Source organism: Pseudomonas sp. Cab53, from assembly GCF_018325965.1.
In the GTDB taxonomy this organism is placed as follows: Bacteria; Pseudomonadota; Gammaproteobacteria; order Pseudomonadales; family Pseudomonadaceae; genus Aquipseudomonas; species Aquipseudomonas chlororaphis_E.
Map to the genome: position 1 here is coordinate 2,773,729 of NZ_AP021902.1, position 23,148 is coordinate 2,796,876.

Genomic DNA, 23,148 nt, shown 5'->3' on the forward strand with positions numbered 1-23,148 from the left:
GCATGTCCACAAAACCTGCGCCAGCCAAAGATCCCCTGTGGGAGCGGGCTTGCCCGCGAAGAGGCCGTCCCAGCCAGCATCACCGGCCCAGACAAACCGCCTTCGCGAGCAAGCCCGCTCCCACAATTAAATGGGGGATGTCCACAAAACCTGCGCCAGTCAAAGATCCCCCTGTGGGAGCGGGCTTGCCCGCGAAGAGGTCGTCCCAGCCAGCATCACCGGCCCAGACAAACCGCCTTCGCGAGCAAGCCCGCTCCCACAATTAAATTGGGACATGTCCACAAAACCTGCGCCAGTCAAAGATCCCCCTGTGGGAGCGGGCTTGCCCGCGAAGACGCCGTCCCTGAGGTGGTCAATTTTTTCCGGACACCTCAATCGGTGTTTTTCAGGCTGCTTGCCGCTCATACTGATTGGGCGGCAAATAGCCCAAGGATGAATGGATTCGCCTTCCGTTATAGAACCGCACGATGTAGTCCGTGATGTCTTTGATCGCTTCGCCATGGTTGGCGTAATCCTTGCGCCAAACACGCTCCATCTTCAGATTCAAGAAGAAGCGCTCCATGACCGCATTGTCCCAGCAGTTGCCCTTGCGACTCATGCTGCAACGCATTCCATGTCGCGTCAGCAAGTTCTGGTAATCCGTACCGGCATACTGGCTGCCTCGATCCGAATGAGCGATCAAGCCCGGTTCAGGTTGTCTCTGCGCGATGGCCAGTTGCATCGCACTGCATACCAACTCTGCTCGCATGTGGGGTGCCATGGCCCAGCCCACGATTTTGCGTGAGTACAGGTCCATGACGGCCGCCAGGTACAGCCAGCCGCTGCGGGTACGGATGTAGGTGATGTCAGCGACCCACGACTGGTTGATGCGCTCGGGATTGAACTGGCGATTGAGCAGGTTCTCAGCCACCGGAAAATTGTGATTGCTGTCAGTGGTATGAACGAACTTGCGCTTCCAAATCGGACGCAAATCCTGTTGTTTCATCAGGCGGCGGACCTTGTTCCGTCCAACGGAGACGCCAGTGTCACGCAGCGCTTTCACCAAACGACGGCTGCCATAACAGTGTTCATTGGACACGAAGGCAGCCTTGAGCTGAGCGGAAACCGAGCACACAGGTTTTGGCTTCAAACGCCGCTGACGAGCTTCGTAAAACCCCGAACGACTGATCCGCAACACCCGGCAGATACGCGCCACCGGGTAGGCCTTGCATTGGACTTGGTGAACCAACTGGTGGATCACTTCAACTCGCGGGCAAAGAAGGCCGTAGCTTTTTTTAATATGTCATTATCCGTCTTCAGTTCGCGGACTTGCTGTTCAAGCTGGCGAATACGCTGCTGGTCGCTGGTCAATGGTTTGCCAATCCCCGTACCGCCCGACTGCTCGGTTTGATACTGCTGAACCCAGCGGCGCACGGCGGTATCGCTCAGGCCTAAATCGGTACAAACCGAGTTCACGCTCAGACCTTGATCAACAACCATCTTGCAGACCTTCAGCTTGAACTCGGCGTCGAATTTTCTGTACTTCTTAGTCATGGAATATTCCTCAATGAGTGTAGTTTCACCCATTGAGGTGTCCGGGGCTATTAGACCAGCTCACCCAGCCAACATCGTCGGCCCAGACAAACCGCCTTCGCGAGTAAGCCCGCTCCCACAATTAAATGGGGCATGTCCACAAAACCTGCGCCAGCCAAAGATCCCCTGTGGGAGCGGGCTTGCCCGCGAAGGGGCCAGCCCAGCCAGCATCACCGGCCCAGACAGACCGCTTTCGCGGGCAAGCCCGCTCCCACAAATAAGTAGGGGATGCTCACAAAACCTGCGCCTGGCGTTGCTTAGGTGTGAGCACCCGAGAACCGCTTTCAAGCACCTGCTCAGTCACCCACCACACCCCCTCCATTTGCCAAAGAATGAAGCTTTCATGACAAAAGTTCGGTAGCACATCGCCATTCCCGTCATGCCTGTGTGACGTGTTCGAGGGGCCCCTCTGGGGTCGTTTGGAGCCGGGGCGCGAAGCCGGGAGTGAGGGCGATGGGGACTATGGAACGTTATTCGAAAGTGGGCATGCAGGAGCTTGACCAGCGGCTGTCGAAAATCGTCGAGGCGGCGCGCAAGCAGCCGGTTTCGGTGTACCGCTACGGCGCGCCGTGGGTCTGGATCGTTTCCCAGGATGACTGGCAGGGCGCGCTCAAGGAAGTGTCCAGCTACATTCCGCAGGGCCATTCGCTGGTCCTGCTGCGTCCGCAGATCGACGACCTGCTCGACGACCATCGCGACGTGTTGCAGGGCCTCAACGCCGATGCCGAGATGCTCATCGCGCCGCAGACCGCCATGCACATCCTCTTGCTGCAACTGCTCTATTCGGTGCCCAGCGAGCAGCAACTCTACGAACAACTCAATTACAACCTGCTGTTCCGCTGGTTCGTCGGCCTCGACCTGAACCAGAAGGTCTGGAGTTTCAACGTCTTGAGCAAAGACCTCGCCACGCTGCTGGGCGATGCGCGGGCGGTGAGGCTCATCGAGAAAATCATCGGTGAAGTGTTCTGTGGCGCCTTGCTGCAAATGCCCGAGTTCTCCTTGAACTTTGCGCTGCTGCACACCTGGCTGGCCCGGCACGCCACGACATCGACTGCCAGCAATTGAGCCGTATCTTGAATTCAGGGGGTGGTGTGGAGCATTTTTCCAAAGCGCGGCCGGCGGTGTGGGGCTGGTTGCTACTGGCGGTCGGCGGGCCGTCGGCATTCGCGGCCGAAGGCGGGCAGGAGGCCGAGGCGGCTGCTGCGCGGCGGGTGGACGTGAACGAATACTTCGTGCGCGGCAACACCGTGCTCGATGCCCGGGCTATCGAGGAAGCGGTGTACCCTTTCCTCGGCCCGCAAAAGGCCTTGAGCGACATCGAAGGGGCTCGCGACGCCTTGCAAAAGGTCTATCAGGCGCGCGGCTATCAATCGGTGTTCGTCGAACTGCCCGAGCAGAAGGTCGAAGACGGCATCGTCTATCTGCAAGTCAGCGAAACCAAGGTCGGTCGCGTGCGAGTGGTGGGGGCCAAGCATTATTCGCCGGTGGAAATCCGTGACGACGTGCCGGCCCTGAAGGAGGGCGAGGTGCCCGATTTCGCCCAGGTCCAGGCAGAACTGGCGCGCTTGAACAAGATTCCGGGGCGTCAGGTGATGCCGCTGGTGCGCGAAGGCCAGCGGCCCGGCACCATGGACGTGGACTTGCAGGTCGAAGACCAGAACCCTTGGCAAGCCAGCCTCGGGCTGAACAACGATTACAGCGCCGACACGGAAAAACTGCGCACCGTCGCCAGCCTCGGCTACAACAACCTCTGGCAACTGGGCCACAGCGTTTCGCTGACCTTCTTCACCGCCCCTCAGGACACCGCAAACGCCAAGGTCTGGTCGGGCTCCTACACGGCGCCGTTGGACGATCGCTGGAGCGTGCAGTTCTCTGGCTACCAGTCCGACAGCAACGTGGCGACCGTCGGCGGCAGCAACGTGCTGGGCAAGGGCCACTCCTATGGCGTTTCGGCGATCTACAGCCTCCCGTCGAGTCCAACCTGGGCCAACACGTTCTCCGTTGGCGTGGATTTCAAGGACTTCGATGAAGAGCTGAGCCTGGGTGGCTCCAGCGACAAGGCACCGCTCAAGTACGCGCCTTTTACCTTCGCCTATAACGGCCTGCGCTACACCGAAAGCAGCCAGTTGGGCCTGGGCCTGAGCCTGGTGGCGGGTACGCGCAGCTTGCTGGGCTACGGCAGTTCCGACGAAGACTTCGACTACAAGCGCTACCGCGCCAGCCCCAGCTTTGCCGTGCTCAAGGGCGACGGCAACTACACCTTCACCTTCGGCAACGACTGGCAGAGCGCATCCAAAGCGGCATTCCAATTGGCTTCCGGGCCGCTGGTCTCCAACGAGCAATTCTCTGCCGGCGGCGCCACATCCATACGCGGTTACCTGGCGGCCGAACGCACCGGCGACGATGGCTACCTGTTGTCCCAGGAGCTGCGCACACCGTCCCTGGCCAAGTTCCTCGGCAGCTATGTCCAGGAGTGGCGCTTCTACGCCTTCGCCGAGGGCGCGCAGTTGTACCTGCGTGACGAGCTGCCCGACCAGGACGCCGACTACGCCCTTGCCAGCGTTGGCCTCGGCACTCGGGCGAGCCTGAGCAAATGGCTGTCCGGCAGCCTCGATTGGGGCTTTCCGCTGCTCGACGGGCCGAACACCTCGAAACAGGAATCGCGCCTGCATTTCAACCTGCAAGCGACGTTTTGAACCCAGGAGTCATGTCCATGCAACGCTTATTGTTATCCGTGTTTATCTGCCTGGGGCTGGTGCTTCCGGCGACCGCCAATGCCTGGTGGCAGGACGATTGGCACTACCGCAAACAGATTTCCGTGGACACCACGCCCCAGGGCGCCGCCATCGCCCAGGCCCTGGGTCGCACGGCGCTGCTGGTGCGCCTGCACACCGGCAACTTCACCTTCGACGGCGTCAAGGACGATGGCTCGGACCTGCGTTTCGTCAGTGCCGACGACAAGACCGTGCTCAACCACCAGATCGAAAGCTTCGACCCGTTGATGGGCATGGCGCTGATCTGGGTCGATGTGCCGAGCGTGGAGGGCGGTCAACGCCAGGACCTGTGGATGTACTACGGCAACCAGAAAGCGCCGGCCACCGGCAGCGGCCAGTTGACGTTCGACCCGGACTACACCGCGCTGTACCACTTCGACGGCGCCACCGGCGTGCCGCCCCGTGACACCACCGCCTACGGCAACAATGCCCAGGGCGCAACGGGCACCAGCATCGATGGCGTGATCGGTCGTGCCTTGCAGTTCAGCGGCCAGCCGCTGCTGCTGCCCGCCAGCCCCTCGCTGCAACACAATGCCGGCGCGGCATTCACGTTCAGCACCTGGCTGCGCCAGGACCAGGCCGGCGGCGAGCAGATCGTCCTGGCCCGCCATGAAGGCGCCGCCAGCCTGCTGGTGGGGGTGAACCAGGGCGTGCCGTTCGTGGCGATCGATGGCCAGCGGGCGGTCTCGACCCAGCCGCTGAACCCCGGCCAATGGCAACACCTGGCCTTGACTGCCTCGGGTGACCGGGTGGTGCTGTACGTCAACGGCCGCGAGAGCGCGAGCCTCGCCGTGGCGATGCCGGCATTCAATTCGCCGATTGCGCTGGGCGCCGACGTCACGGCCGGTGCGTTCGCACCGTTCAGCGGCGCCATGGACGAAGCACGCCTTTCCAAGGTCGCTCGTCCGGCACCGCTGCTGCTGGCCGATGCGAACGCCCAGGGCGCCGAATCGAAACTGGTGGCCTACGGCGTCGATGAAGAGCAGTCCGGTTTCGGTTTCGGCAGCCTGGGGTTCCTGTTGAACGCCGTGCCGCTGGACGCCTGGGTGATCATCGCGGTGCTGGTGCTGATGATGTTCCAGTCGTGGATCATCATGATCCGCAAAAACCGCATGGTCAGCCGTCTCAGCGCGGCCAACCAGGCCTTTCGCGAGCAGTTCGCCAGGATCGGCACGCGCCTGGAAATGTTCGCCGACGACCAGGACCTCGCCCAGCGCCTGCAGCATTCCTCGCTGTGGCGCCTGTACCTGGTGGCCGTCAAGGAGATCCGCACCCGGCGCGAGCAGGGCGCCGATACCTCGTCGGTGTCGGCCGCCACCATCGAGGCGATCCGTTGCTCCATGGACGGCGTGCGGACCCGGGAAAACCAACTGCTGAGTTCGAAGCTCTCGACCCTGTCCAACGCCATCGCCGGCGGCCCCTACATCGGCCTGCTCGGCACCGTGCTGGGGATCATGGTGGTGTTCCTCGGCACGGCGATGGCCGGTGACGTGAACATCAACGCCATCGCCCCGGGCATGGCCGCCGCGTTGCTCGCCACCGCCATGGGCCTGTTCGTCGCGATCCCCGCGCTGTTTGGCTACAACCGCCTGATCACCCGCAACAAGGAAGTCAGCGCCGACATGCGGGTGTTCGTCGACGAGTTCATCACCCGCCTGGCGGAAATGCATGGTGAAGGCCAGGCCGGTGAGTCGGCCCATCGCCGCGACCATCACGCCCAATCGTTCGTACCGGCCTGAGGGGATCGAGATGGCTAGCGTAAATGCTTCACACGATGACGACGATGACGCGGCAGTGGACAGCATCAACATCACGCCGCTGGTGGACGTGCTCATGGTGGTGCTGGTGATGTTCATCCTGACCGCCACGGCGCAGGTGTCGGGCATCCAGATCAACCTGCCGAAGGCCAGCGCCTCGGTGTCGTTGTCCGAGGCCAAGACCAAGGCGATTTCGGTGAATGACGGCGGCCAGGTGTTCCTCGACGCCTACCCGGTGACGCTGGCCGAGCTGGAAGAGCGCTTGCGCATCGAGAAGGCCCAGAACCCGGACTTTCCGATCATCGTGCGCGGTGACGCCACGGTGCAGTACCAGAAAGTCATCGAAGTGCTCGACCTGTTGCGGCGGCTGGAACTGTCCCAGGTCGGCCTCGTGACCGGCAAACCGAACCAGGGCTGACCATGACCGCGAAACTTCCCATCAACCCGCCCCCGGTGAAGCGCTCGCCGCTGCGCCTGCTCAAGTGGGCCGCGGGCCTGCTGCTGGCTGGCGTGGCCGCCTGGCTGCTGTGGCAGTGGGCCAACGACATGAGCGGTGTGCGCCGTGAAGCACCAAAGGTGCCGACCATCATCCCGCTGCCACCACCGCCGCCACCCCCTCCGGAAAAACCCAAGGAACCGGAGCCCAAGGTCGAGGAAAAGGTGGTCGAGCCCGAACCGACCCCGGAACCCGAAGAGGTCAAGCCCGAGGAAGAAGCGCCGCCCTCGCCAGTGGATGACCTGACGAACCCGATGCAGATGGACGGCGACGCCCAGTCCGGCAACGACGCCTTCAACATCGGCGCGGGCAAGGGGGGCGGCATGGCAGGCGCGGGCGGTGGCCGGCTGGGCAATGGCACCTACAGCCAGTTCCTGGCCTTCACCTTCCAGCGCTTGCTGCGGGAGAACCCCGAGCTGCGCAGCCTGGCGTTCTCGCTGCAGGCCGACGTCTGGCTCAGCGCCGTGGGCGAGATCACCCGGGTCGAACTGGTCAAGTCCAGCGGCAATGCGCAAGTGGACAACCAGGTGATCTCTGCGCTGCGGGCCGCCCCGCATTTGAGTGAGCGGCCGCCGGCTTCCCTGACGTTGCCGGTACGCCTGTCCCTGCAGGGACGGCGTCCGGGTTAATCGACTATTTCAAAGTTCGCCAACAGGAGTTGTGTGCAGATGATTTCCAATGTGAATCGATTGTCGTGGGCGGTTGGGCTGGTGGTCTTGAGCCTGGCCGGGCACGGGGTCTGCGCCCCGGCGCCCTCGGAGAATGCCACGATCAATCTGATCCGCCTGCTCGTGCAGCAAGGCGTGTTGAAGCAGGACCAGGCCGACGGCCTGATCGCCCAGGCCGAGCGCGAAGCGGTGCAGGCGCGCCAGGCCGCCACGGCGGTGGCTGCGGCGCCGGCCGGTGCGCCGGGGGACGTACGGGTGCAGTACGTGCCGAACATCGTGCGTGATCAGATCCGCGACCAGGTCAAGGCTGAAGTCATGGCCACCGCCAAACAGGAAAACTGGGCCCAGCCCAACACCTTTCCGGACTGGGTTTCGCGGATCAGTTTCGATGGCGACATTCGCCTGCGGGATGAGTCGCGCTACTACTCAGGCACCAACAGCAACCAGATCGTCGACTTCGCCCGGCTCAACGACAGGGGGCCGTACGACGTCAACCCCAACAGCAGCACGGGTCTGCCGCCGCTGCTCAACACCCGCGAAGACCGGGAAAACCTGTTCCGCCTGCGGGCGCGCCTGGGCATGAAGGCGGTGATCGCCCCGGAGTGGACCGCTGGCATCCGCATCGGCACCGGTTCGGACAACAACCCGGTGTCCACCACCCAGACCCTGGGCGGTGGTTTCGGCAAGAAAGACATCTGGCTCGACCAGGGCTACCTGACCTGGAAGCCCTCGGATGAGCTGACCGTGACCGGCGGGCGTTTCGCCAACCCGTTTTTCTCCACCGACCTGCTGTACTCCGGCGACCTGAACTTCGATGGCGTGGCGGCGATTTTCAATCGCAAGCTCAACCAGGATTGGGGGCTGTTCGGCACCGTCGGCGCGTTCCCGGTGGAGTACACCAACGACACCAGTACCAGCAACGGTTCCGACAAGGAGGAGAGCGACAACAAGTGGCTGTACGGTGCGCAACTGGGGGCCAACTGGGCCATCAACGACAGCAACCGGATCAAGGCCGCCATGGCCTACTACCGCTTCGACGACATCGAAGGCCAGCGCTCCTCGCCTTGCCAGCCGTGGGCCGGCGACCCTGGCTGCGACAGCGACGGCTCGCGCGTGGCGTTCATGCAGAAGGGCAACACCGTGTTCCTGCTGCGGGACATCACGCCCAACCCCCTCAACCCGGCCACCACGCCACAACCGCAGTTCGTCGGCCTGGCCTCGGAATTCAACCTGCTGGACCTGAATTTCGCCTGGGACGCCGACCTGCCCGCCGACCTGAAGCTGCGCAGCCAGGCCCACTACGTCCACAACCTGGGCTACGACGAAGGCGAGATGCGCAAACGCTCGGCAGGGCAGTTCGCCAACAACCTGGACAGCGACGGCGAAGTGCAGAGCGGCGCCAACGCCTGGATGCTGCAGTTCACCCTGGGCAATTCGCTGGAGCTCAAGCGCCAGGGCGATTGGAACCTGTTCGCCGGCTACAAGTACATCCAGCCGGATGCCTTGCCGGACGGCTTCAACGATTCGTCGTTCCACTTGGGCGGCACCAACGCCAAGGGTTATTTCCTGGGCGGCAACTACGGCCTGGCGAGCAACGTCTTCGCCACGGGCCGCTGGTTGAGTTCCGAAGCGGTGTACGGCGCGCCGTACGACATCGATGTCTTGCAGCTTGAAATCAACACGCGCTTCTAAGCGCAGGGAGGCCTCATGAAAAGGCGAGCCATGAACCATGTGCCGGTGACGTTGCTGCTGGCGGGCCTGCTGCTCAACGGCAGTGCCCACGGCGAAGGCCTGGAGGAACGCTTGCGCGCGCAACTGCGCAGCACCACGGCGCAATTGCAGGCCCTGCAAAGCGAACAGGCCCAGGCCAGCGCCGCGCGCCAGGCCGCCGAGACCCAAGCCCGGGACGCGCAGGCGCAAATCAAGCAACTGACCGCGCAACTGAGCAAGGCCCAGGCCCTGAACGAGCAACTGGCCGGGCACCAGCAGAGCCTGCAAAGCCAGGCGCAGGCCCAGGTCGCGGCCAGCAACGAGCAGATCGGCAAGTTCAAGAAAGCCTACGACGAGCTGTTGACCCTGGCCCGTGGCAAGGAAGCCGAGCGCGCGCGCCTGGAGGCGCAATTGACCGAACGTGACACACAAGTGCAGCAATGTTCGGTCAAGAATCAACAGATGTACGACGTGGCCAAGACGCTGCTCCACGCCTACGAAACCATCGACGTGGCCGACGTGATGAAGATCCGCCAGCCATTCGCCGCCAAGACCCGGGTGCGTTTCGAGGAACTGGCCCAGGGCTTTGGCGATGATCTCTACAAGAACCGTTTCGATGCGCCTCAGGCCTCGATCACCCACTGACACAGAACAAGGAAGAACCGACCATGAGCGCAATGATTGAACAGGTTTCTGTCAAATCCCTGACCGAGCTGTTGCAAGCGGCAGGTTACCGGGTCAACGAAACCGAGCAGAACGGCATCGTGCAACTGCTCAGCGCCAGCCAGGGCATCGGTTACGCCGTGCGTTTTGGTAACCCTACACCGAGCGCTGGCGAGTACCTGGATTTCACCTTCAGTTGTGCCTTGCGTGTGCAGGGTGAGTTGCCGGCCGGGCTGGCGGAGTTGTGGAACGCCTCGCGCCGCTTTGCCCGGTTGTCGGTGCAGGGCGAGTTCCTGGTGATGGAAATGGACGTGGTGGTGGCGGCCGGCGTGAGCGTCGATCACCTGCGCAGCCAGCTTGAACTGTGGGACCGCCTGCTACAGGAGTTCATTGTCTACCTGCGCGAATACAGCCAGAACGCCGAGCGGCTGCAAGACCAGGCGTCGCCGGCCGAGGCTGCGCTGCAAGAGGCTGTCGCATCGTGAACAAGCCGACCTTTGTCGTCAGCGCCGCAACCCTGGGCCTGGTTGCCGTGGCGGTAGTGCTGGGCATGCGGCCGGGCAGCGATCCGGTGGCCGCGGTGCAGGCCGTCAGCGTGGTTTCGTCCGAATCGCCGAGCCTGGCCCGGCTGGGCAACCAGCAGGTCAGCCCGGACGAACTCAAGTCGCTGCTGGCAGCGCTGACCCCCGAGGTGCGTCAGCAGATGCGCGGCAATCGGACCGCGCTCGAAGGCTGGATCCGCGCGCGCCTGGCAGAAAAAGCCGTGCTGGAGCAGGCCGACGCGCAAGGCTGGCGACAGCGTCCGGACGTGGAGCGCCAGACCCGGGCGGCGACCGAGCAGATCGTGTTTCGCGACTACTTGCAATCGGTCAGCCAGGTGCCCGCCGGGTACCCCAGCGAAGACGAGCTGAAGCAGGCCTACGATGCCGGCAAAGCCAACTGGACCGCGCCGGCGCTGTACCGCGTCAGTCAGATATTCCTCGCCGCCACCGAGCCGCAAACGGTGGAGGCGGTGCGCCGACAAGCGCTGGAGTTGAGCAAGAAGGCCCAGGCGTCGCCGGCCGAGTTTGCCGCCCTGGCCAGCCGCTATTCCCAGGAGCGCGGTGGCGACAGTGGCTACCAGCCGTTGCAGCAATTCGTGCCACCGGTTCGCGAGACGGTGGCGCGGATGAAGGTCGGCGCCGTTTCCGACCCGGTGCAGAGTGCGGCGGGGTTCCATGTGATCAAGCTCACCGAGCAGCAGCCGGCCCGGGACGCGACCCTGGAGGAAGTCCGCGAACGGTTGACCCAGGCCCTGCGCGCCCAGCGCCAGGAACAGATCGCCAAGGCCTACCTGGAGGGCATGCTCGACACCGCGACCTTGAGCATTGACGGGGCGCAGTTGAGCAAGGTCCTGGAGGAGGTCCGCTAGCCTTGGACTCGAAGGGTGTTACCTCTTGCCAGAGGCGCGTTCAACCAGAAATGAATGATTGTGTAGCACCTGCTTATCCGTACAACCGACAGGGAGTCACCCATGACCTTCACCGAGCCAGCAGGACGCCAGGCTGTCATCCACCCTTATCGCACCCCGTTGCGTGCCCCTGACCCCTGGCTTGCCTTGGCCGGGAACATCGAGCCCCAGGTGGTGCAATGTTTTTTGGTCAGTGCGCGATGTGGCTGCTTCATGCAAGCGGCGCGCAGCCTCAACGTCAAGGCCACTTGGTTGCGCAAGCAACTGGCGCACCTGGAAGGGCGCCTGCAACGCTCGCTGTTCAGTTACCAGGGCAGCACCCTGACCCTCAGCCGCGAAGGCCGGCAATTGCAGGCACGCTTGATTGCCCTGGCTCAGGAAGGGACGCCGCCGCTGAACGACCAGCCGCTGATTCGCCTGGCGGTGGCCGAACCGATCCTGCACGACATCCTCGGGCGCGACCTGATCTCGCTGTTGCGACGCAATGCCAGCGTCCGCTTGCAGATCATCACCCTGGACAGCGACCTGGCGCTGCAAGCCGTCAGTGCTGACCTGGTGCTGTGGCTCAGTGATACCCAGGCGACGATGCCGGGGCCCAGCTTCGCTACGTTGCCGGCGCAGCGCCTGGCGCGGCTGGACTATGTGCCACACATGGCCAAGCGCTATTCGCGGCCGGCGACGCGTCCGCAGCGCCTGGAGGATCTGAACGACTACATGCTGGTGCAATGGCTGGCGGACCGGCAGGTGGACAGCTTCACGCCCTGGAACAGCCTGATGGAGCAGCGCCGGGCCGGCGTGGTGCAGGTGCAATCCTATGAATTGATGCTGGAGATGATCCGATGCAGCGCCTGCATTGGCCTGGTGCCGCAGTACATGAGCCGCTTCGACCGCGGCCTGGTGGCCTTGCCGGGCATCTTCGGCTCGCCGATGCAGCGCGAAGTATGGATGGCCATCAACGCCGACGCCCAAGCCTCGGCAGAGATACAAATGCTCGTCGAGCTGATCCGCCATACCCTGGATGAGCGTCGGGACTGGTTTCAGACATAAGCCCTGGCCCCATCGGCATCTACCTCAAATGCCTGTAGGAGTGAGCTTGCCCGCGAAGGCGTCGGCACGGTCCACGGGTATGCCGGCTGACCGAGCGCGTCGCGGGCAGGTTTGCTCCCATCGTCGGGCGCCTTCGATAAAACAGGCAAAACCCCAGGCATTGTCTATACCTTTAACTCAAACCCGGTCCCGGGTGGATGACAGGAGTGGCCGCATGAAACTCGCGTCAATGATTGGCAGCGTCTGCATCGCCTCGCTCGCCTTGTTGGGTTGCTCCACTCAAGTCACCCAGCCGGACGAGTACTCCGGTTTCCTGGGCGATTACAGCCGGCTCAAGCAGGACAAGTCGCCGTCGGGCGCCGAGGTGATGCGCTGGATTGATCCCACGATCGACCCGAGCAAATACACCAGCATCTATATCGAGCCGACGCAGCTTTATCCCAAGCCCCAGCCGACCGTCAGGATTCCTCAGGCCACCTTGTCCGGCATCACGGCTTACTACGACCAGGCGCTCATGCGTGAAGCGGGAAGATCCCTGCCGTTGGCCAAGAGCCCGGGCCCTGGGGTGTTGGTGATGCGCGCGGCCATTACTGCCGTGGGCAGCAAGACCCAAGGCCTGAAGCCTTATGAAGTGGTGCCGATTGCCCTGGTGGCGGCGGCGGTCAGCACGGCCAGTGGTATTCGTGACCAGGAAACCACTCTGGGCACCGAAGCGGTGTTTCTCGACGGCGGCAGCAATGCCGTGATCGCCCAGGTGGTGCGCAAAGGCACGGGCAAGCCGTTGGCCAACGACGCCCAGGTGATGAAAGTCGATGATGTCAAACCGGTCATCGATGGCTGGGCGAATGACATGCACCAGTCATTCCTGAAACTCAAGGCCAAGTAGCGGCGCCCGAAGCATGACTTTTTCTGTCCGGGCATAGGTCATGGCGGCATTTCATGGTTAACTCCGGCCTCGACCTTTCAAACCTGTCAGAAGGAATCCGTTCATGGCTCAAGTCACGCTCAAAGGCAACCCGGTTCAAGTCAACGGCCAATTGCCCCAAGCCGGCTCCAAGGCGCCAGCCTTTTCCCTGGTGGCCGGCAATCTGTCCGACGTTACCCTGGCGAGCTTCGCCGGCAAGCGCAAGGTGCTGAATATTTTCCCAAGCGTCGACACGCCGACCTGCGCCACCTCTGTGCGCAAGTTCAATGCCCAGGCCAACGAGCTGGATAACACCGTGGTGCTGTGCATCTCCGCCGACCTGCCGTTCGCCCAGGCACGTTTCTGCGGCGCCGAAGGCCTGGACAACGTCCAGAGCCTGTCGACCCTGCGCGGTGCCGAGTTCATCCAGAACTATGGCGTGGCCATTGCCGATGGTCCGCTCAAGGGCCTGACCGCCCGTGCCGTCGTCGTGCTGGACGAGAACGACACCGTGCTGCACAGCGAGCTGGTCAAGGAAATCGCCGAAGAGCCTAACTACGACGCGGCGCTCAGCGCGCTGAAGTGATGCCGTGAAACCAGGCATCCTGAAATAAGTGTTCTGAAACAGATCATTTATTACAATTTCGACGGCCAGGGTCCAACCCAGGCCGTTTTTATTTGTACTTCAAGGCTTTAGCCGATTTGACGAAAGGTAAGCCCAAGGTAAATTGCCGGTAAAGCCGCTTTGCTAAATACCGCCCAGTGCTTATCGTTCAGCCTCCCGTAGAAGAAGCCCACGCGCCCAATGGTTGATCACTCCATGCAATCCTCTGTTTCCCGTCATCCCCGCCGCTGGCTATTCGGCTTGCTTATCCTCCTGGTCGTCGCGCTGCTGGCCTGGAAGTTCTGGCCCTCCAGCACGACCCAGAAGCCTGGGGCAGGGCAGAAGGCCGCAGCCGGGCACATGGGACGCTCGGGCGGCATGCGGCCTGGATTCGGCGGCGCCTCGGGGCCGATCCCGGTCCGCGTGGCGCCGGCGGTCACCGGTGATTTCCCGCTGTACTACAAGGCGCTGGGCACGGTCACGGCGCTCAACACCATCAATGTGCGCAGCCGGGTGGGCGGGGAACTGGTCAAGATTGCCTTTGAAGAAGGGCAGATGGTCAAGGCCGGCGACCTGCTGGCCGAGATCGACCCGCGTCCATACCAGAACGCGTTGCTCCAGGCCGAAGGCACGCTGTTGCAGAACCAGGCGCAATTGAAGAATGCCCAAGTGGACCTGGAGCGTTATCGCGGGCTGTATGCCGAAGACAGCATCGCCAAGCAGACCCTCGATACGGCCGCCGCGCTGGTAGGCCAGTACCAGGGCACGGTGAAGACCAACCAGGCGGCGGTCAACGACGCCAGGCTCAACCTTGAATTCACCAAGATCCGTGCGCCGATCTCCGGGCGCGTCGGCTTGCGCCAATTGGATGTCGGCAACCTGGTGGCGGCGAACGACACCACGGCCCTGGCGGTCATCACCCAGACCCAACCAATCAGCGTCGTGTTCACCCTTCCGGAAAACAGCCTCGAAACCGTGCTGGCCCGTTACCACAGTGGCGCGAAGCTGCCGGTCGAAGCCTGGGACCGGGGTGACGAAAAACTCCAGGCCAAGGGTGTCCTGCAGAGCCTGGACAACCAGATCGACGTGACCACCGGCACCCTGAAGTTCAAGGCTCGCTACGATAACCGCGACCAGTCGCTGTTTCCCAACCAGTTCGTCAACGTGCGCCTGCTGGCCGACACCCTCAAGGGCGTGATCCTGGCACCGACGGCCGCCATCCAGTTCGGCACCAATGGCACCTTTGTCTATGCCCTGGAGGGCGACAAGAAAGTCACCCTCAAGAAACTCAAGATCGGCGCCAGCGACGGCGAGAACACCGTGGTCACCGAAGGCCTGGCCGCCGGCGATCGGGTGGTGCTGGAAGGCACCGACCGCCTGAAGGAAGGCAGCGAAGTGGAAGTGGTCAACGACAGCCAGGACGTGCCCACTTCACCCACCGAACACTTGCAGGGCAAGACCGCGGCGGCGCCGGCTGAATCGGCAGCGGCCGACAAGGCGAAAAAGGGCGGCGCATGAATCTCTCGCGGCTGTTCATCCTGCGTCCGGTCGCCACGACCCTGAGCATGCTGGCCATCGTCCTGGCCGGCCTGATCGCCTATCGGCTGTTGCCGGTGTCGGCGTTGCCCCAGGTCGATTACCCGACCATCCGCGTGATGACCCTGTACCCCGGCGCCAGCCCCGATGTGATGACCAGTGCGGTGACCGCGCCCCTGGAGCGCCAGTTCGGGCAGATGCCGGGCCTGACGCAGATGGCCTCCACCAGTTCCGGTGGCGCGTCGGTGATCACCCTGCGCTTCAATCTCGAAATCAACATGGACGTCGCCGAGCAACAGGTGCAGGCGGCGATCAACGCCGCCACCAACCTGCTGCCCAACGACCTGCCGGCGCCGCCGGTGTACAATAAGGTCAACCCGGCGGACACCCCGGTGCTGACCCTGGCGATTACTTCCAAGACCATGCTGCTGCCCAAGCTCAATGACCTGGTGGACACCCGCATGGCGCAGAAGATCGCGCAGATCAGCGGGGTCGGCATGGTGACCATTGCCGGTGGCCAGCGCCAGGCGGTGCGGATCAAGGTCAACCCCGAGGCGCTGGCGGCCAACGGCCTGAACCTGGCGGATGTACGCACGCTGATCGGTGCGTCCAACGTCAACCAGCCCAAGGGCAACTTCGACGGCCCGACCCGGGTCTCGATGCTCGACGCCAACGACCAGTTGACCTCGCCCAAGGATTACGCCGAGCTGATCCTGGCCTATGCCAACGGCGCGCCGTTGCGGCTCAAGGATGTGGCGCAGATCGTCGATGGTGCCGAGAATGAGCGCCTTGCCGCCTGGGCCAACGAAAACCAGGCCGTGCTGCTGAACATCCAGCGCCAGCCGGGGGCCAACGTCATCGAGGTGGTGGATCGGATCAAGGCCCTGCTGCCCAGCATCACTGACAACCTGCCAGCCGGCCTCGACGTCACCGTGCTCACCGACCGTACCCAGACCATCCGCGCCTCGGTCACCGATGTGCAACACGAACTGCTGATCGCCATTGCCCTGGTGGTCATGGTGACGTTCCTGTTCCTGCGCCGTGTCAGCGCCACCATCATCCCGTCCGTGGCGGTGCCGCTGTCGTTGATCGGGACATTCGGCGTGATGTACCTGGCGGGCTTCTCCATCAACAACCTGACGCTGATGGCCCTGACCATCGCCACCGGGTTCGTGGTGGACGACGCCATCGTCATGCTGGAAAACATCGCCCGCTATATCGAAGAAGGCGACAGTCCGTTGCAGGCCGCGCTCAAGGGGGCCAAGCAGATCGGCTTCACCCTGGTATCCCTGACGCTGTCGCTGATCGCCGTGCTGATCCCGCTGCTGTTCATGGCGGACGTGGTAGGGCGGCTGTTCCGTGAGTTCGCCATCACCCTGGCGGTGGCGATCCTGATTTCCCTGGTGGTGTCCCTGACGCTGACGCCGATGATGTGCGCGCGCCTGCTCAAGCGCGAACCCGAGGCACACGAGCAAGGCCGTTTCTACCGCGCCAGCGGGGCCTGGATCGATTGGTTGATCGCCGGCTACGGGCGCCGGTTGCAGTGGGTGCTCAAGCACCAGCCGCTGACCCTGCTGGTGGCGGTGGGCAGCCTGGTGCTGACGGTGGTGCTGTACCTGGCCGTGCCCAAGGGGTTTTTCCCGGTGCAGGACACCGGCGTGATCCAAGGCATTTCCGAAGCGCCGCAATCGATTTCGTTTGCCGCCATGAGTGAACGCCAGCAGCAACTGGCCAAGGTGATCCTCGCCGATCCAGCGGTGGACAGCCTGTCGTCCTACATCGGCGTGGACGGCGACAACGCCACGCTCAACAGCGGCCGCCTGTTGATCAACCTCAAGCCCCACGGCGAACGAGATGACAGCGCCACCGAGATCATTGCCCGGTTGCAGCCGCAATTGGATCGACTGGTAGGCATCCGCCTGTTCATGCAGCCGGTGCAGGACCTGACCATCGAGGACCGGGTCAGCCGCACCCAGTACCAGTTCAGCCTGTCGTCGCCGGACGCCGAGTTGCTCAGCCTCTGGAGCGGTCGGCTGGTCGAAGCCCTGGCCAGCCAGCCGGAACTGACCGACGTCGCCAGCGACTTGCAGGACAAGGGCCTCCAGGTCTATCTGGTGATCGACCGCGATGCCGCGTCACGCCTGGGCGTGTCGGTGTCGAACATCACCGATGCCTTGTATGACGCCTTCGGCCAGCGGCAGATTTCCACCATCTACACCCAGGCCAGCCAGTACCGCGTGGTGCTGCAGGCCCAGGCCGGGGAGCGCATCGGGCCCCAGGCGCTGGACCAGATCCACGTCAAGACCACTGACGGCGGACAAGTGCGGCTGTCGAGCCTGGCCCGGGTCGAGGAACGCCAGGCGCAATTGGCGATTGCCCACATCGGCCAGTTCCCGGCGGTGATGATGTCGTTCAACCTCGCCCCCGGCGTGGCCCTCGGGCACGCGGTGGAGGTGATCGAAAAGGTCCAGCACGACATCGGCATGCCGCTGGGGGTACAGACCGAGTTCCAGGGTGCGGCCCAGGCGTTCCAGGCCTCGCTGTCGAGTACCTTGCTACTGATCCTGGCGGCCGTGGTGACCATGTACATCGTCCTCGGTGTGCTGTACGAAAGCTACATCCACCCGATCACGATCCTGTCCACGCTGCCATCGGCGGCCATCGGCGCCTTGCTGGCCCTGATCCTCACCGGCAACGACCTGGGGATGATCGCGATCATCGGCATCATCCTGCTGATCGGCATCGTCAAGAAGAACGCGATCATGATGATCGACTTCGCCCTCGACGCCGAACGTAACCAGGGCGTGGACCCGCAGACGGCGATCTACCAGGCCGCGCTGCTGCGCTTTCGGCCGATCCTGATGACCACCCTGGCCGCCTTGTTCGGGGCGGTGCCGCTGATGCTGGCCACCGGCTCCGGCGCCGAACTGCGCCAACCCCTGGGGTTGGTGATGGTGGGTGGGCTGCTGGTGAGCCAGGTGCTGACGCTGTTCACCACGCCGGTGATCTACCTGTATTTCGACCGCCTGGGCCGCCGGTTTGCCAAGCCGGATGGGAAAGAGGTGCAGGCATGAAGGGCAGCAGATTGACTACCGGTGTGCGACCGGAGCAGAGCTGCCTTTTGTGGCGAGGGGATTTATCCCCGTCAGGCTGCGTAGCAGGCTGTGTTGTGAGCGCTGCGCACTCAAGCGGGGATAAATCCCCTCGCCACAAGAGCGGAGCGCGGTTGTCGTTTGATGCTCAGGGCCAAGCCCAATGAACCTCTCCGGCCCCTTCATCCGCCGTCCCGTGGCAACCATGCTCCTGAGTTTCGCCATCACGCTGCTCGGCGGGGTGTGCTTCGGCCTGTTGCCGGTGTCGCCGCTGCCGCAGATGGATTTCCCGGTGATTGTCGTCCAGGCCAGTCTGCCGGGCGCCAGCCCGGAAGTGATGGCGTCGACGGTGGCAACGCCCCTGGAACGCTCCTTCGGCGCCATCGCCGGGGTCAACACCATGAGCAGCCGTTCCAGCCAGGGCTCCACCCGCGTCATTTTGCAATTCGACCTGGACCGCGACATCAACGGCGCGGCGCGGGAGGTGCAGGCGGCGATCAATGCTTCGCGCAACCTGTTGCCCAGTGGCATGCGCAGCATGCCCACCTACAAGAAGGTCAACCCGTCCCAGGCACCGATCATGGTGCTGTCGCTGACCTCGGACGTGCTGGAGAAAGGCCAGCTCTACGACCTGGCCTCGACCATCCTGTCCCAGAGCCTGTCCCAGGTCTCGGGCGTCGGTGAAGTGCAGATCGGCGGCAGCTCCCTGCCGGCGGTGCGCATCGAACTGGAGCCCAAGTCGCTGGACCAGTACGGCGTGGCCCTGGATGACGTGCGCACCGCGATTGCCAACAGCAACGTGCGCCGGCCCAAAGGGTCGGTGGAGGACGACCGGCGCATGTGGCAGGTCCAGGCCAACGACCAGTTGGAAAAGGCCAAGGACTACGAAACGCTGATCATCCGTTACCAGGATGGCTCGGTGTTGCGGCTCAAGGACGTGGCGAAAGTCACCGACAGCGTCGAGGACCGCTACAACAGCGGTTTCTTCAATGACGATGCCGCGGTGTTGCTGGTGATCAACCGGCAGGCCGGGGCCAACATCATTGAGACGGTCAACGAGATCAAGGCTCAGTTGCCGGCGTTGCAGGCGGTGCTGCCGGCCAGCGTCAAGCTGAACCTGGCGATGGACCGCTCGCCGGTGATCAAGGCGACCTTGCATGAAGCGGAAATGACCCTGCTGATCGCCGTGGCCCTGGTGGTGCTGGTGGTGTTTCTGTTCCTCGGCAACTTCCGTGCTTCGCTGATCCCGACCCTGGCGGTACCGGTGTCGCTGGTGGGCACGTTCGCGGTGATGTACCTGTACGGCTTTTCGTTGAACAACTTGTCGCTGATGGCGCTGATCCTTGCCACCGGGCTGGTGGTGGACGATGCCATCGTGGTGCTGGAGAACATTTCCCGGCACATCGACGAGGGCGTGGCGCCGATGAAGGCGGCCTACCTGGGGGCGAGTGAAGTCGGGTTTACCCTGCTGTCGATGAACGTCTCCCTGGTGGCGGTGTTCCTGTCGATCCTATTCATGGGCGGGATCATCGAGAGCTTGTTCCGCGAGTTCTCCATCACCCTGGCCGCGTCCATCGTGGTCTCGCTGGTGGTTTCGCTGACGCTCACGCCAATGCTCTGCGCCCGCTGGCTCAAGCCGCACGTGCCGGGTCAGGAGAACCGCTTGCAGCGCTGGAGCCAGCGGCTCAACGAGCGCATGGTGCGTGGCTACGCCACCAGCCTGGACTGGGTCCTGCGCCATCGCCGCCTGACCTTGCTCAGCCTGTTGGTGACCATCGGGGTGAACGTGGCGTTGTACGTGGTGGTGCCGAAGACCTTCATGCCGCAGCAGGACACCGGCCAGTTGATCGGTTTCGTGCGCGGCGATGACGGGCTGTCGTTCAACGTGATGCAACCGAAGATGGAAATCTTCCGGCGTGCTGTGCTCAAGGATGATGCGGTGCAGAGCGTCGCCGGCTTCATTGGCGGCAACAACGGCACCAATAATGCCTTCATGCTGGTGCGCCTCAAGCCGATCAAGGACCGGGAGATTTCCGCGCAGAAAGTCATCGAGCGCTTGCGCAAGGAAATGCCCAAGGTTCCTGGTGCCCAGCTGATGTTGATGGCCGACCAGGACCTGCAGTTCGGTGGCGGGCGCGAGCAGACCACCTCGCAGTATTCCTACATCCTGCAAAGTGCCGACCTGGCGTCCCTGCGCGAGTGGTACCCCAAGGTCACGGCGGCGTTCCGTGCCTTGCCGGAGCTGACCGCCATCGACGCGCGCGACGGTGGCGGGGCGCAGCAAGTGACACTGGTGGTGGACCGCGACCAGGCCAAGCGCCTGGGCATCGACATGAACATGGTCACGGCGGTGCTCAACAACGCCTACAGCCAACGGCAGATCTCCACCATCTACGACAGCCTCAACCAGTACCAGGTGGTGATGGAGGTCAATCCCAAGTACGCCCAGGACCCGAGCACCCTGGAGCAAGTCCAGGTGATCACGGCCGACGGCGCGCGAGTGCCACTGTCGACCATTGCCCATTACGAGAACAGCCTGGAGGACGACCGGGTCAGCCATGAAGGCCAGTTCGCCTCCGAGAGCATTTCGTTCGACATGGCCGAGGGTGTGACGGTGGAGCAGGGCAGCGCCGCCATCGAGCGCGCCATTGCCAAGCTCGGCATGCCCGAAGATGTCATCGTGAAAATGGCCGGCACCGCCGACGCATTCGCGGCGACCCAGAAGAGCCAGCCGTTCATGATTCTCGGGGCATTGTTGGCGGTCTACCTGGTGTTGGGCGTGCTGTACGAGAGCTACATCCACCCGCTGACCATCCTCTCGACGCTGCCATCGGCCGGGGTCGGCGCGTTGCTGTCGATCTATGCGCTGGGCAGCGAGTTCAGCCTGATTTCACTGCTGGGGCTGTTCCTGCTGATCGGTGTGGTGAAGAAAAACGCGATCCTGATGATCGACCTGGCGCTGCAATTGGAGCGAGGCGGCCAGTCGCCGCTCGAATCGATCCGCAGTGCCTGCCTGCTGCGCTTGCGGCCGATCCTGATGACCACCCTGGCGGCGATCCTGGGGGCCTTGCCGCTGCTGCTCGGCAATGCCGAAGGCGCGGAAATGCGCCAGCCGCTGGGCCTGACCATCATTGGCGGGCTGGTGTTCAGCCAGGTCCTGACCCTCTACACCACGCCGGTGGTGTACCTCTATCTTGATAAGTTGCGCCATCGCTTCAACCACTGGCGCGGCGTGCGCACTGATGCTGCCCTGGAAACTCCGCTATGACCGATCGTTCGCCTTTCCATCTTGCCACCGTGTTGGCGACCGCCCGTGGGTCACGGGGACTGAGCCTGGCGCTGTGCGTGGCGATGCTCAGTGCCTGCGCCATCGGCCCGGATTACCAGCGCCCGTCGGCCGCCGCGCCAGCGCAGTACAAACAGGCCCAGGGCTGGCGCCAGGCCAATCCCAGCGACGCCTTGGCCCGAGGCGCCTGGTGGGAGTTGTACGGCGATACGCAGCTCAACGGCCTGGTGGAAACGCTCAATACCTCCAACCAGACCGTGGCCCAGGCCGAGGCGCAATACCGCCAGGCCCGGGCGCTGGTGCGCAGTGCCCGGGGCGCGTTTTTTCCGAGCGTGGACCTGACCGTGGGCAAGACCCGCTCCAGTCAGGGCACCGGCAGTAGCAGTTCGAGCCTGAGCAGTTCATCCAGCGGTATCCGCGACACCTACAACGCCCAGGCGGGCGTCAGTTGGGAGGCCGACATCTGGGGCAAGCTGCGGCGTACCCTCGAAGCCGACGAGGCGAGCGCCCAGGCCAGCTTTGCCGACCTCGCCGCCATGCGCCTGAGCCAGCAGTCGGAGCTGGTGCAGAACTACCTGCAACTGCGGGTTCTCGATCAACAGAAGCGTTTGCTGCAAAGCACCGTCGACAACTATCAGCGCTCGCTGAAAATGACCGAGAACCAATACCGCGCCGGCGTTTCCGGCAGGGACGCGGTAGCCCAGGCCCAGAACCAGCTCAAGACCACCCAGGGCGACCTGATCGACCTGATCTGGCAGCGGGCCCAGTTTGAAAACGCCATCGCCGTGTTGATGGGCCTGCCGCCGGCCGAGTTCAACCTGGCCGAGACCCAGGAGGTCCCGGCGCTGCCGCAAATCCCGGTGGCGCTGCCCTCGCAACTGCTCGAGCGCCGGCCGGACATCGCCTCGGCCGAGCGCTCGGTGATGGCCGCCAACGCCAACATCGGCGTGGCCAAGGCGGCTTATTACCCGGACCTGACCTTGAGCCTCAGCGGTGGCTACAGCAGCAGTACCTATGACAACTGGGTGAGCGTGCCGAACCGTTTCTGGTCGGTTGGGCCGCAGCTGGCCATGACCCTGTTCGACGGCGGCCAGCGCTCGGCGGAAGTCGACCGCAGCGTCGCCGCCTACGACCAGACCGTCGCCACTTATCGCCAGACCGTGCTCGACGGCTTTCGTGAGGTGGAGAACTACATGATCCAGCTCAAGGTGCTGGAAGATGAGGCGCGTGTGCGCCAGGAGGCCCTCGATGCCGCTCGCGAGTCCTTGCGCCTGACCCAGAACCAGTATAAGGCCGGGTTGATCGCGTACCTGGATGTGGTGACTGTCCAGGCCACCGCCTTGAGCAATGAGCGTAGCGTGCTGAGCCTGCAGCAGAGCCGCCTGATCGCCAGCGTGCAGTTGATTGCCGCGCTGGGGGAGGGTGGGACGGGCGGCTGGAGGCGACTGACAAGGTTGATTAATTAGCCTGTGGCGAGGGAGCTTGCTCATGCCTGAGTGCGAAGCACTCAAAAAATGGGGCCGCTGCGCAGCCCAGCGGGAGCAAGCTCCCTCGCCACGGATCATCTTTATCGCTGCCATCGAGTCCCG

General features: G+C 63.5%; 16 protein-coding genes and 1 pseudogene. 16 read left to right on the forward strand and 1 reads right to left on the reverse strand.

Annotation, left to right across the window (positions count from 1 at the left end; genetic code table 11):
* Nucleotides 1-385 precede the first annotated feature (385 nt).
* Nucleotides 386-1,533, reverse strand: a protein-coding gene (locus tag KI241_RS12150; protein ID WP_144419424.1) for an IS3 family transposase whose coding sequence is annotated in 2 segments (ribosomal slippage) — nt 386-1,278 and nt 1,278-1,533 — 1,149 coding nt in all. Because the reading frame shifts where the segments join, the coding sequence is not laid out codon by codon here.
* A 768-nt stretch (nt 1,534-2,301) separates the two neighbouring features.
* Here KI241_RS12150 and KI241_RS28045 point away from each other — a divergent pair.
* The 16 genes and pseudogenes from KI241_RS28045 (at nt 2,302) to KI241_RS12230 (ending at nt 23,021) form a co-directional block, all read left to right on the forward strand.
* A complete protein-coding gene (locus tag KI241_RS28045; protein ID WP_338474783.1) occupies nt 2,302-2,637 on the forward strand; it encodes a transposase in 336 nt (111 codons plus the stop codon).
* Nucleotides 2,638-2,663: 26 nt separating this feature from the next.
* On the forward strand, nt 2,664-4,268 hold the full coding sequence (locus KI241_RS12160; protein WP_212803754.1) for a ShlB/FhaC/HecB family hemolysin secretion/activation protein: 1,605 nt from the start codon (nt 2,664-2,666) through the stop codon (nt 4,266-4,268).
* Between the two features lie 17 nt (nt 4,269-4,285).
* Nucleotides 4,286-6,085: a MotA/TolQ/ExbB proton channel family protein gene (locus tag KI241_RS12165; RefSeq protein WP_047738120.1), complete on the forward strand. Its 1,800-nt coding sequence runs from the start codon at nt 4,286-4,288 to the stop codon at nt 6,083-6,085.
* A gap of 10 nt (nt 6,086-6,095) precedes the next feature.
* On the forward strand, nt 6,096-6,521 hold the full coding sequence (locus tag KI241_RS12170; RefSeq protein WP_042728225.1) for a biopolymer transporter ExbD: 426 nt from the start codon (nt 6,096-6,098) through the stop codon (nt 6,519-6,521).
* A gap of 2 nt (nt 6,522-6,523) precedes the next feature.
* A complete protein-coding gene (locus KI241_RS12175; RefSeq protein ID WP_042728226.1) occupies nt 6,524-7,228 on the forward strand; it encodes an energy transducer TonB in 705 nt (234 codons plus the stop codon).
* Between the two features lie 39 nt (nt 7,229-7,267).
* Nucleotides 7,268-8,959: a putative porin gene (locus tag KI241_RS12180; protein WP_042728227.1), complete on the forward strand. Its 1,692-nt coding sequence runs from the start codon at nt 7,268-7,270 to the stop codon at nt 8,957-8,959.
* A 15-nt stretch (nt 8,960-8,974) separates the two neighbouring features.
* Nucleotides 8,975-9,622 (forward strand): hypothetical protein, encoded by a 648-nt coding sequence (locus KI241_RS12185; RefSeq protein WP_053144307.1) that lies wholly within the window; start codon nt 8,975-8,977, stop codon nt 9,620-9,622.
* 23 nt (nt 9,623-9,645) lie between these two features.
* Nucleotides 9,646-10,125, forward strand: a complete 480-nt coding sequence (locus KI241_RS12190; protein WP_212803755.1) for a YbjN domain-containing protein — start codon at nt 9,646-9,648, stop codon at nt 10,123-10,125.
* Nucleotides 10,122-11,051: a peptidylprolyl isomerase gene (locus tag KI241_RS12195; protein ID WP_042728230.1), complete on the forward strand. Its 930-nt coding sequence runs from the start codon at nt 10,122-10,124 to the stop codon at nt 11,049-11,051. The genes KI241_RS12190 and KI241_RS12195 overlap by 4 nt, the downstream gene beginning before the upstream one ends.
* 102 nt (nt 11,052-11,153) lie before the next feature.
* Entirely contained in the window at nt 11,154-12,137 is a 984-nt protein-coding gene (locus KI241_RS12200; RefSeq protein ID WP_042728231.1) for a LysR family transcriptional regulator, read from the forward strand.
* A 214-nt stretch (nt 12,138-12,351) separates the two neighbouring features.
* Nucleotides 12,352-13,023, forward strand: coding sequence for a DUF3313 domain-containing protein (locus tag KI241_RS12205; protein ID WP_042728232.1), 672 nt, complete (start codon nt 12,352-12,354; stop codon nt 13,021-13,023).
* 103 nt (nt 13,024-13,126) lie between these two features.
* On the forward strand, nt 13,127-13,627 hold the full coding sequence (tpx, locus tag KI241_RS12210; RefSeq protein ID WP_047738127.1) for a thiol peroxidase: 501 nt from the start codon (nt 13,127-13,129) through the stop codon (nt 13,625-13,627).
* 219 nt (nt 13,628-13,846) lie between these two features.
* A complete protein-coding gene (locus KI241_RS12215; protein ID WP_047738128.1) occupies nt 13,847-15,163 on the forward strand; it encodes an MdtA/MuxA family multidrug efflux RND transporter periplasmic adaptor subunit in 1,317 nt (438 codons plus the stop codon).
* Nucleotides 15,160-18,255: an MdtB/MuxB family multidrug efflux RND transporter permease subunit gene (locus tag KI241_RS12220; RefSeq protein ID WP_123579954.1), complete on the forward strand. Its 3,096-nt coding sequence runs from the start codon at nt 15,160-15,162 to the stop codon at nt 18,253-18,255. Before KI241_RS12215 ends, KI241_RS12220 begins: the two co-directional genes overlap by 4 nt.
* 181 nt (nt 18,256-18,436) lie before the next feature.
* Complete coding sequence (locus KI241_RS12225; RefSeq protein ID WP_042732001.1) at nt 18,437-21,541, forward strand: efflux RND transporter permease subunit; 3,105 nt, start codon at nt 18,437-18,439, stop codon at nt 21,539-21,541.
* Nucleotides 21,538-23,021 (forward strand): annotated as a pseudogene (locus tag KI241_RS12230) (efflux transporter outer membrane subunit). The gene KI241_RS12225 and the pseudogene KI241_RS12230 overlap by 4 nt, the downstream one beginning before the upstream one ends.
* Nucleotides 23,022-23,148: the final 127 nt, after the last annotated feature.

Bases quoted from the DNA above. Each gene is read 5' to 3' on its own strand.
- KI241_RS28045 (WP_338474783.1), top strand. From the start codon at position 2,302: ATGCTCATCGCGCCGCAGACCGCCATGCACATCCTCTTGCTGCAACTG.
- KI241_RS12165 (WP_047738120.1), top strand. From the start codon at position 4,286: ATGCAACGCTTATTGTTATCCGTGTTTATCTGCCTGGGGCTGGTGCTT.
- KI241_RS12170 (WP_042728225.1), top strand. From the start codon at position 6,096: ATGGCTAGCGTAAATGCTTCACACGATGACGACGATGACGCGGCAGTG.
- KI241_RS12175 (WP_042728226.1), top strand. From the start codon at position 6,524: ATGACCGCGAAACTTCCCATCAACCCGCCCCCGGTGAAGCGCTCGCCG.
- KI241_RS12180 (WP_042728227.1), top strand. From the start codon at position 7,268: ATGATTTCCAATGTGAATCGATTGTCGTGGGCGGTTGGGCTGGTGGTC.
- KI241_RS12185 (WP_053144307.1), top strand. From the start codon at position 8,975: ATGAAAAGGCGAGCCATGAACCATGTGCCGGTGACGTTGCTGCTGGCG.
- KI241_RS12190 (WP_212803755.1), top strand. From the start codon at position 9,646: ATGAGCGCAATGATTGAACAGGTTTCTGTCAAATCCCTGACCGAGCTG.
- KI241_RS12200 (WP_042728231.1), top strand. From the start codon at position 11,154: ATGACCTTCACCGAGCCAGCAGGACGCCAGGCTGTCATCCACCCTTAT.
- KI241_RS12205 (WP_042728232.1), top strand. From the start codon at position 12,352: ATGAAACTCGCGTCAATGATTGGCAGCGTCTGCATCGCCTCGCTCGCC.
- tpx (WP_047738127.1), top strand. From the start codon at position 13,127: ATGGCTCAAGTCACGCTCAAAGGCAACCCGGTTCAAGTCAACGGCCAA.
- KI241_RS12215 (WP_047738128.1), top strand. From the start codon at position 13,847: ATGGTTGATCACTCCATGCAATCCTCTGTTTCCCGTCATCCCCGCCGC.
- KI241_RS12220 (WP_123579954.1), top strand. From the start codon at position 15,160: ATGAATCTCTCGCGGCTGTTCATCCTGCGTCCGGTCGCCACGACCCTG.
- KI241_RS12225 (WP_042732001.1), top strand. From the start codon at position 18,437: ATGAACCTCTCCGGCCCCTTCATCCGCCGTCCCGTGGCAACCATGCTC.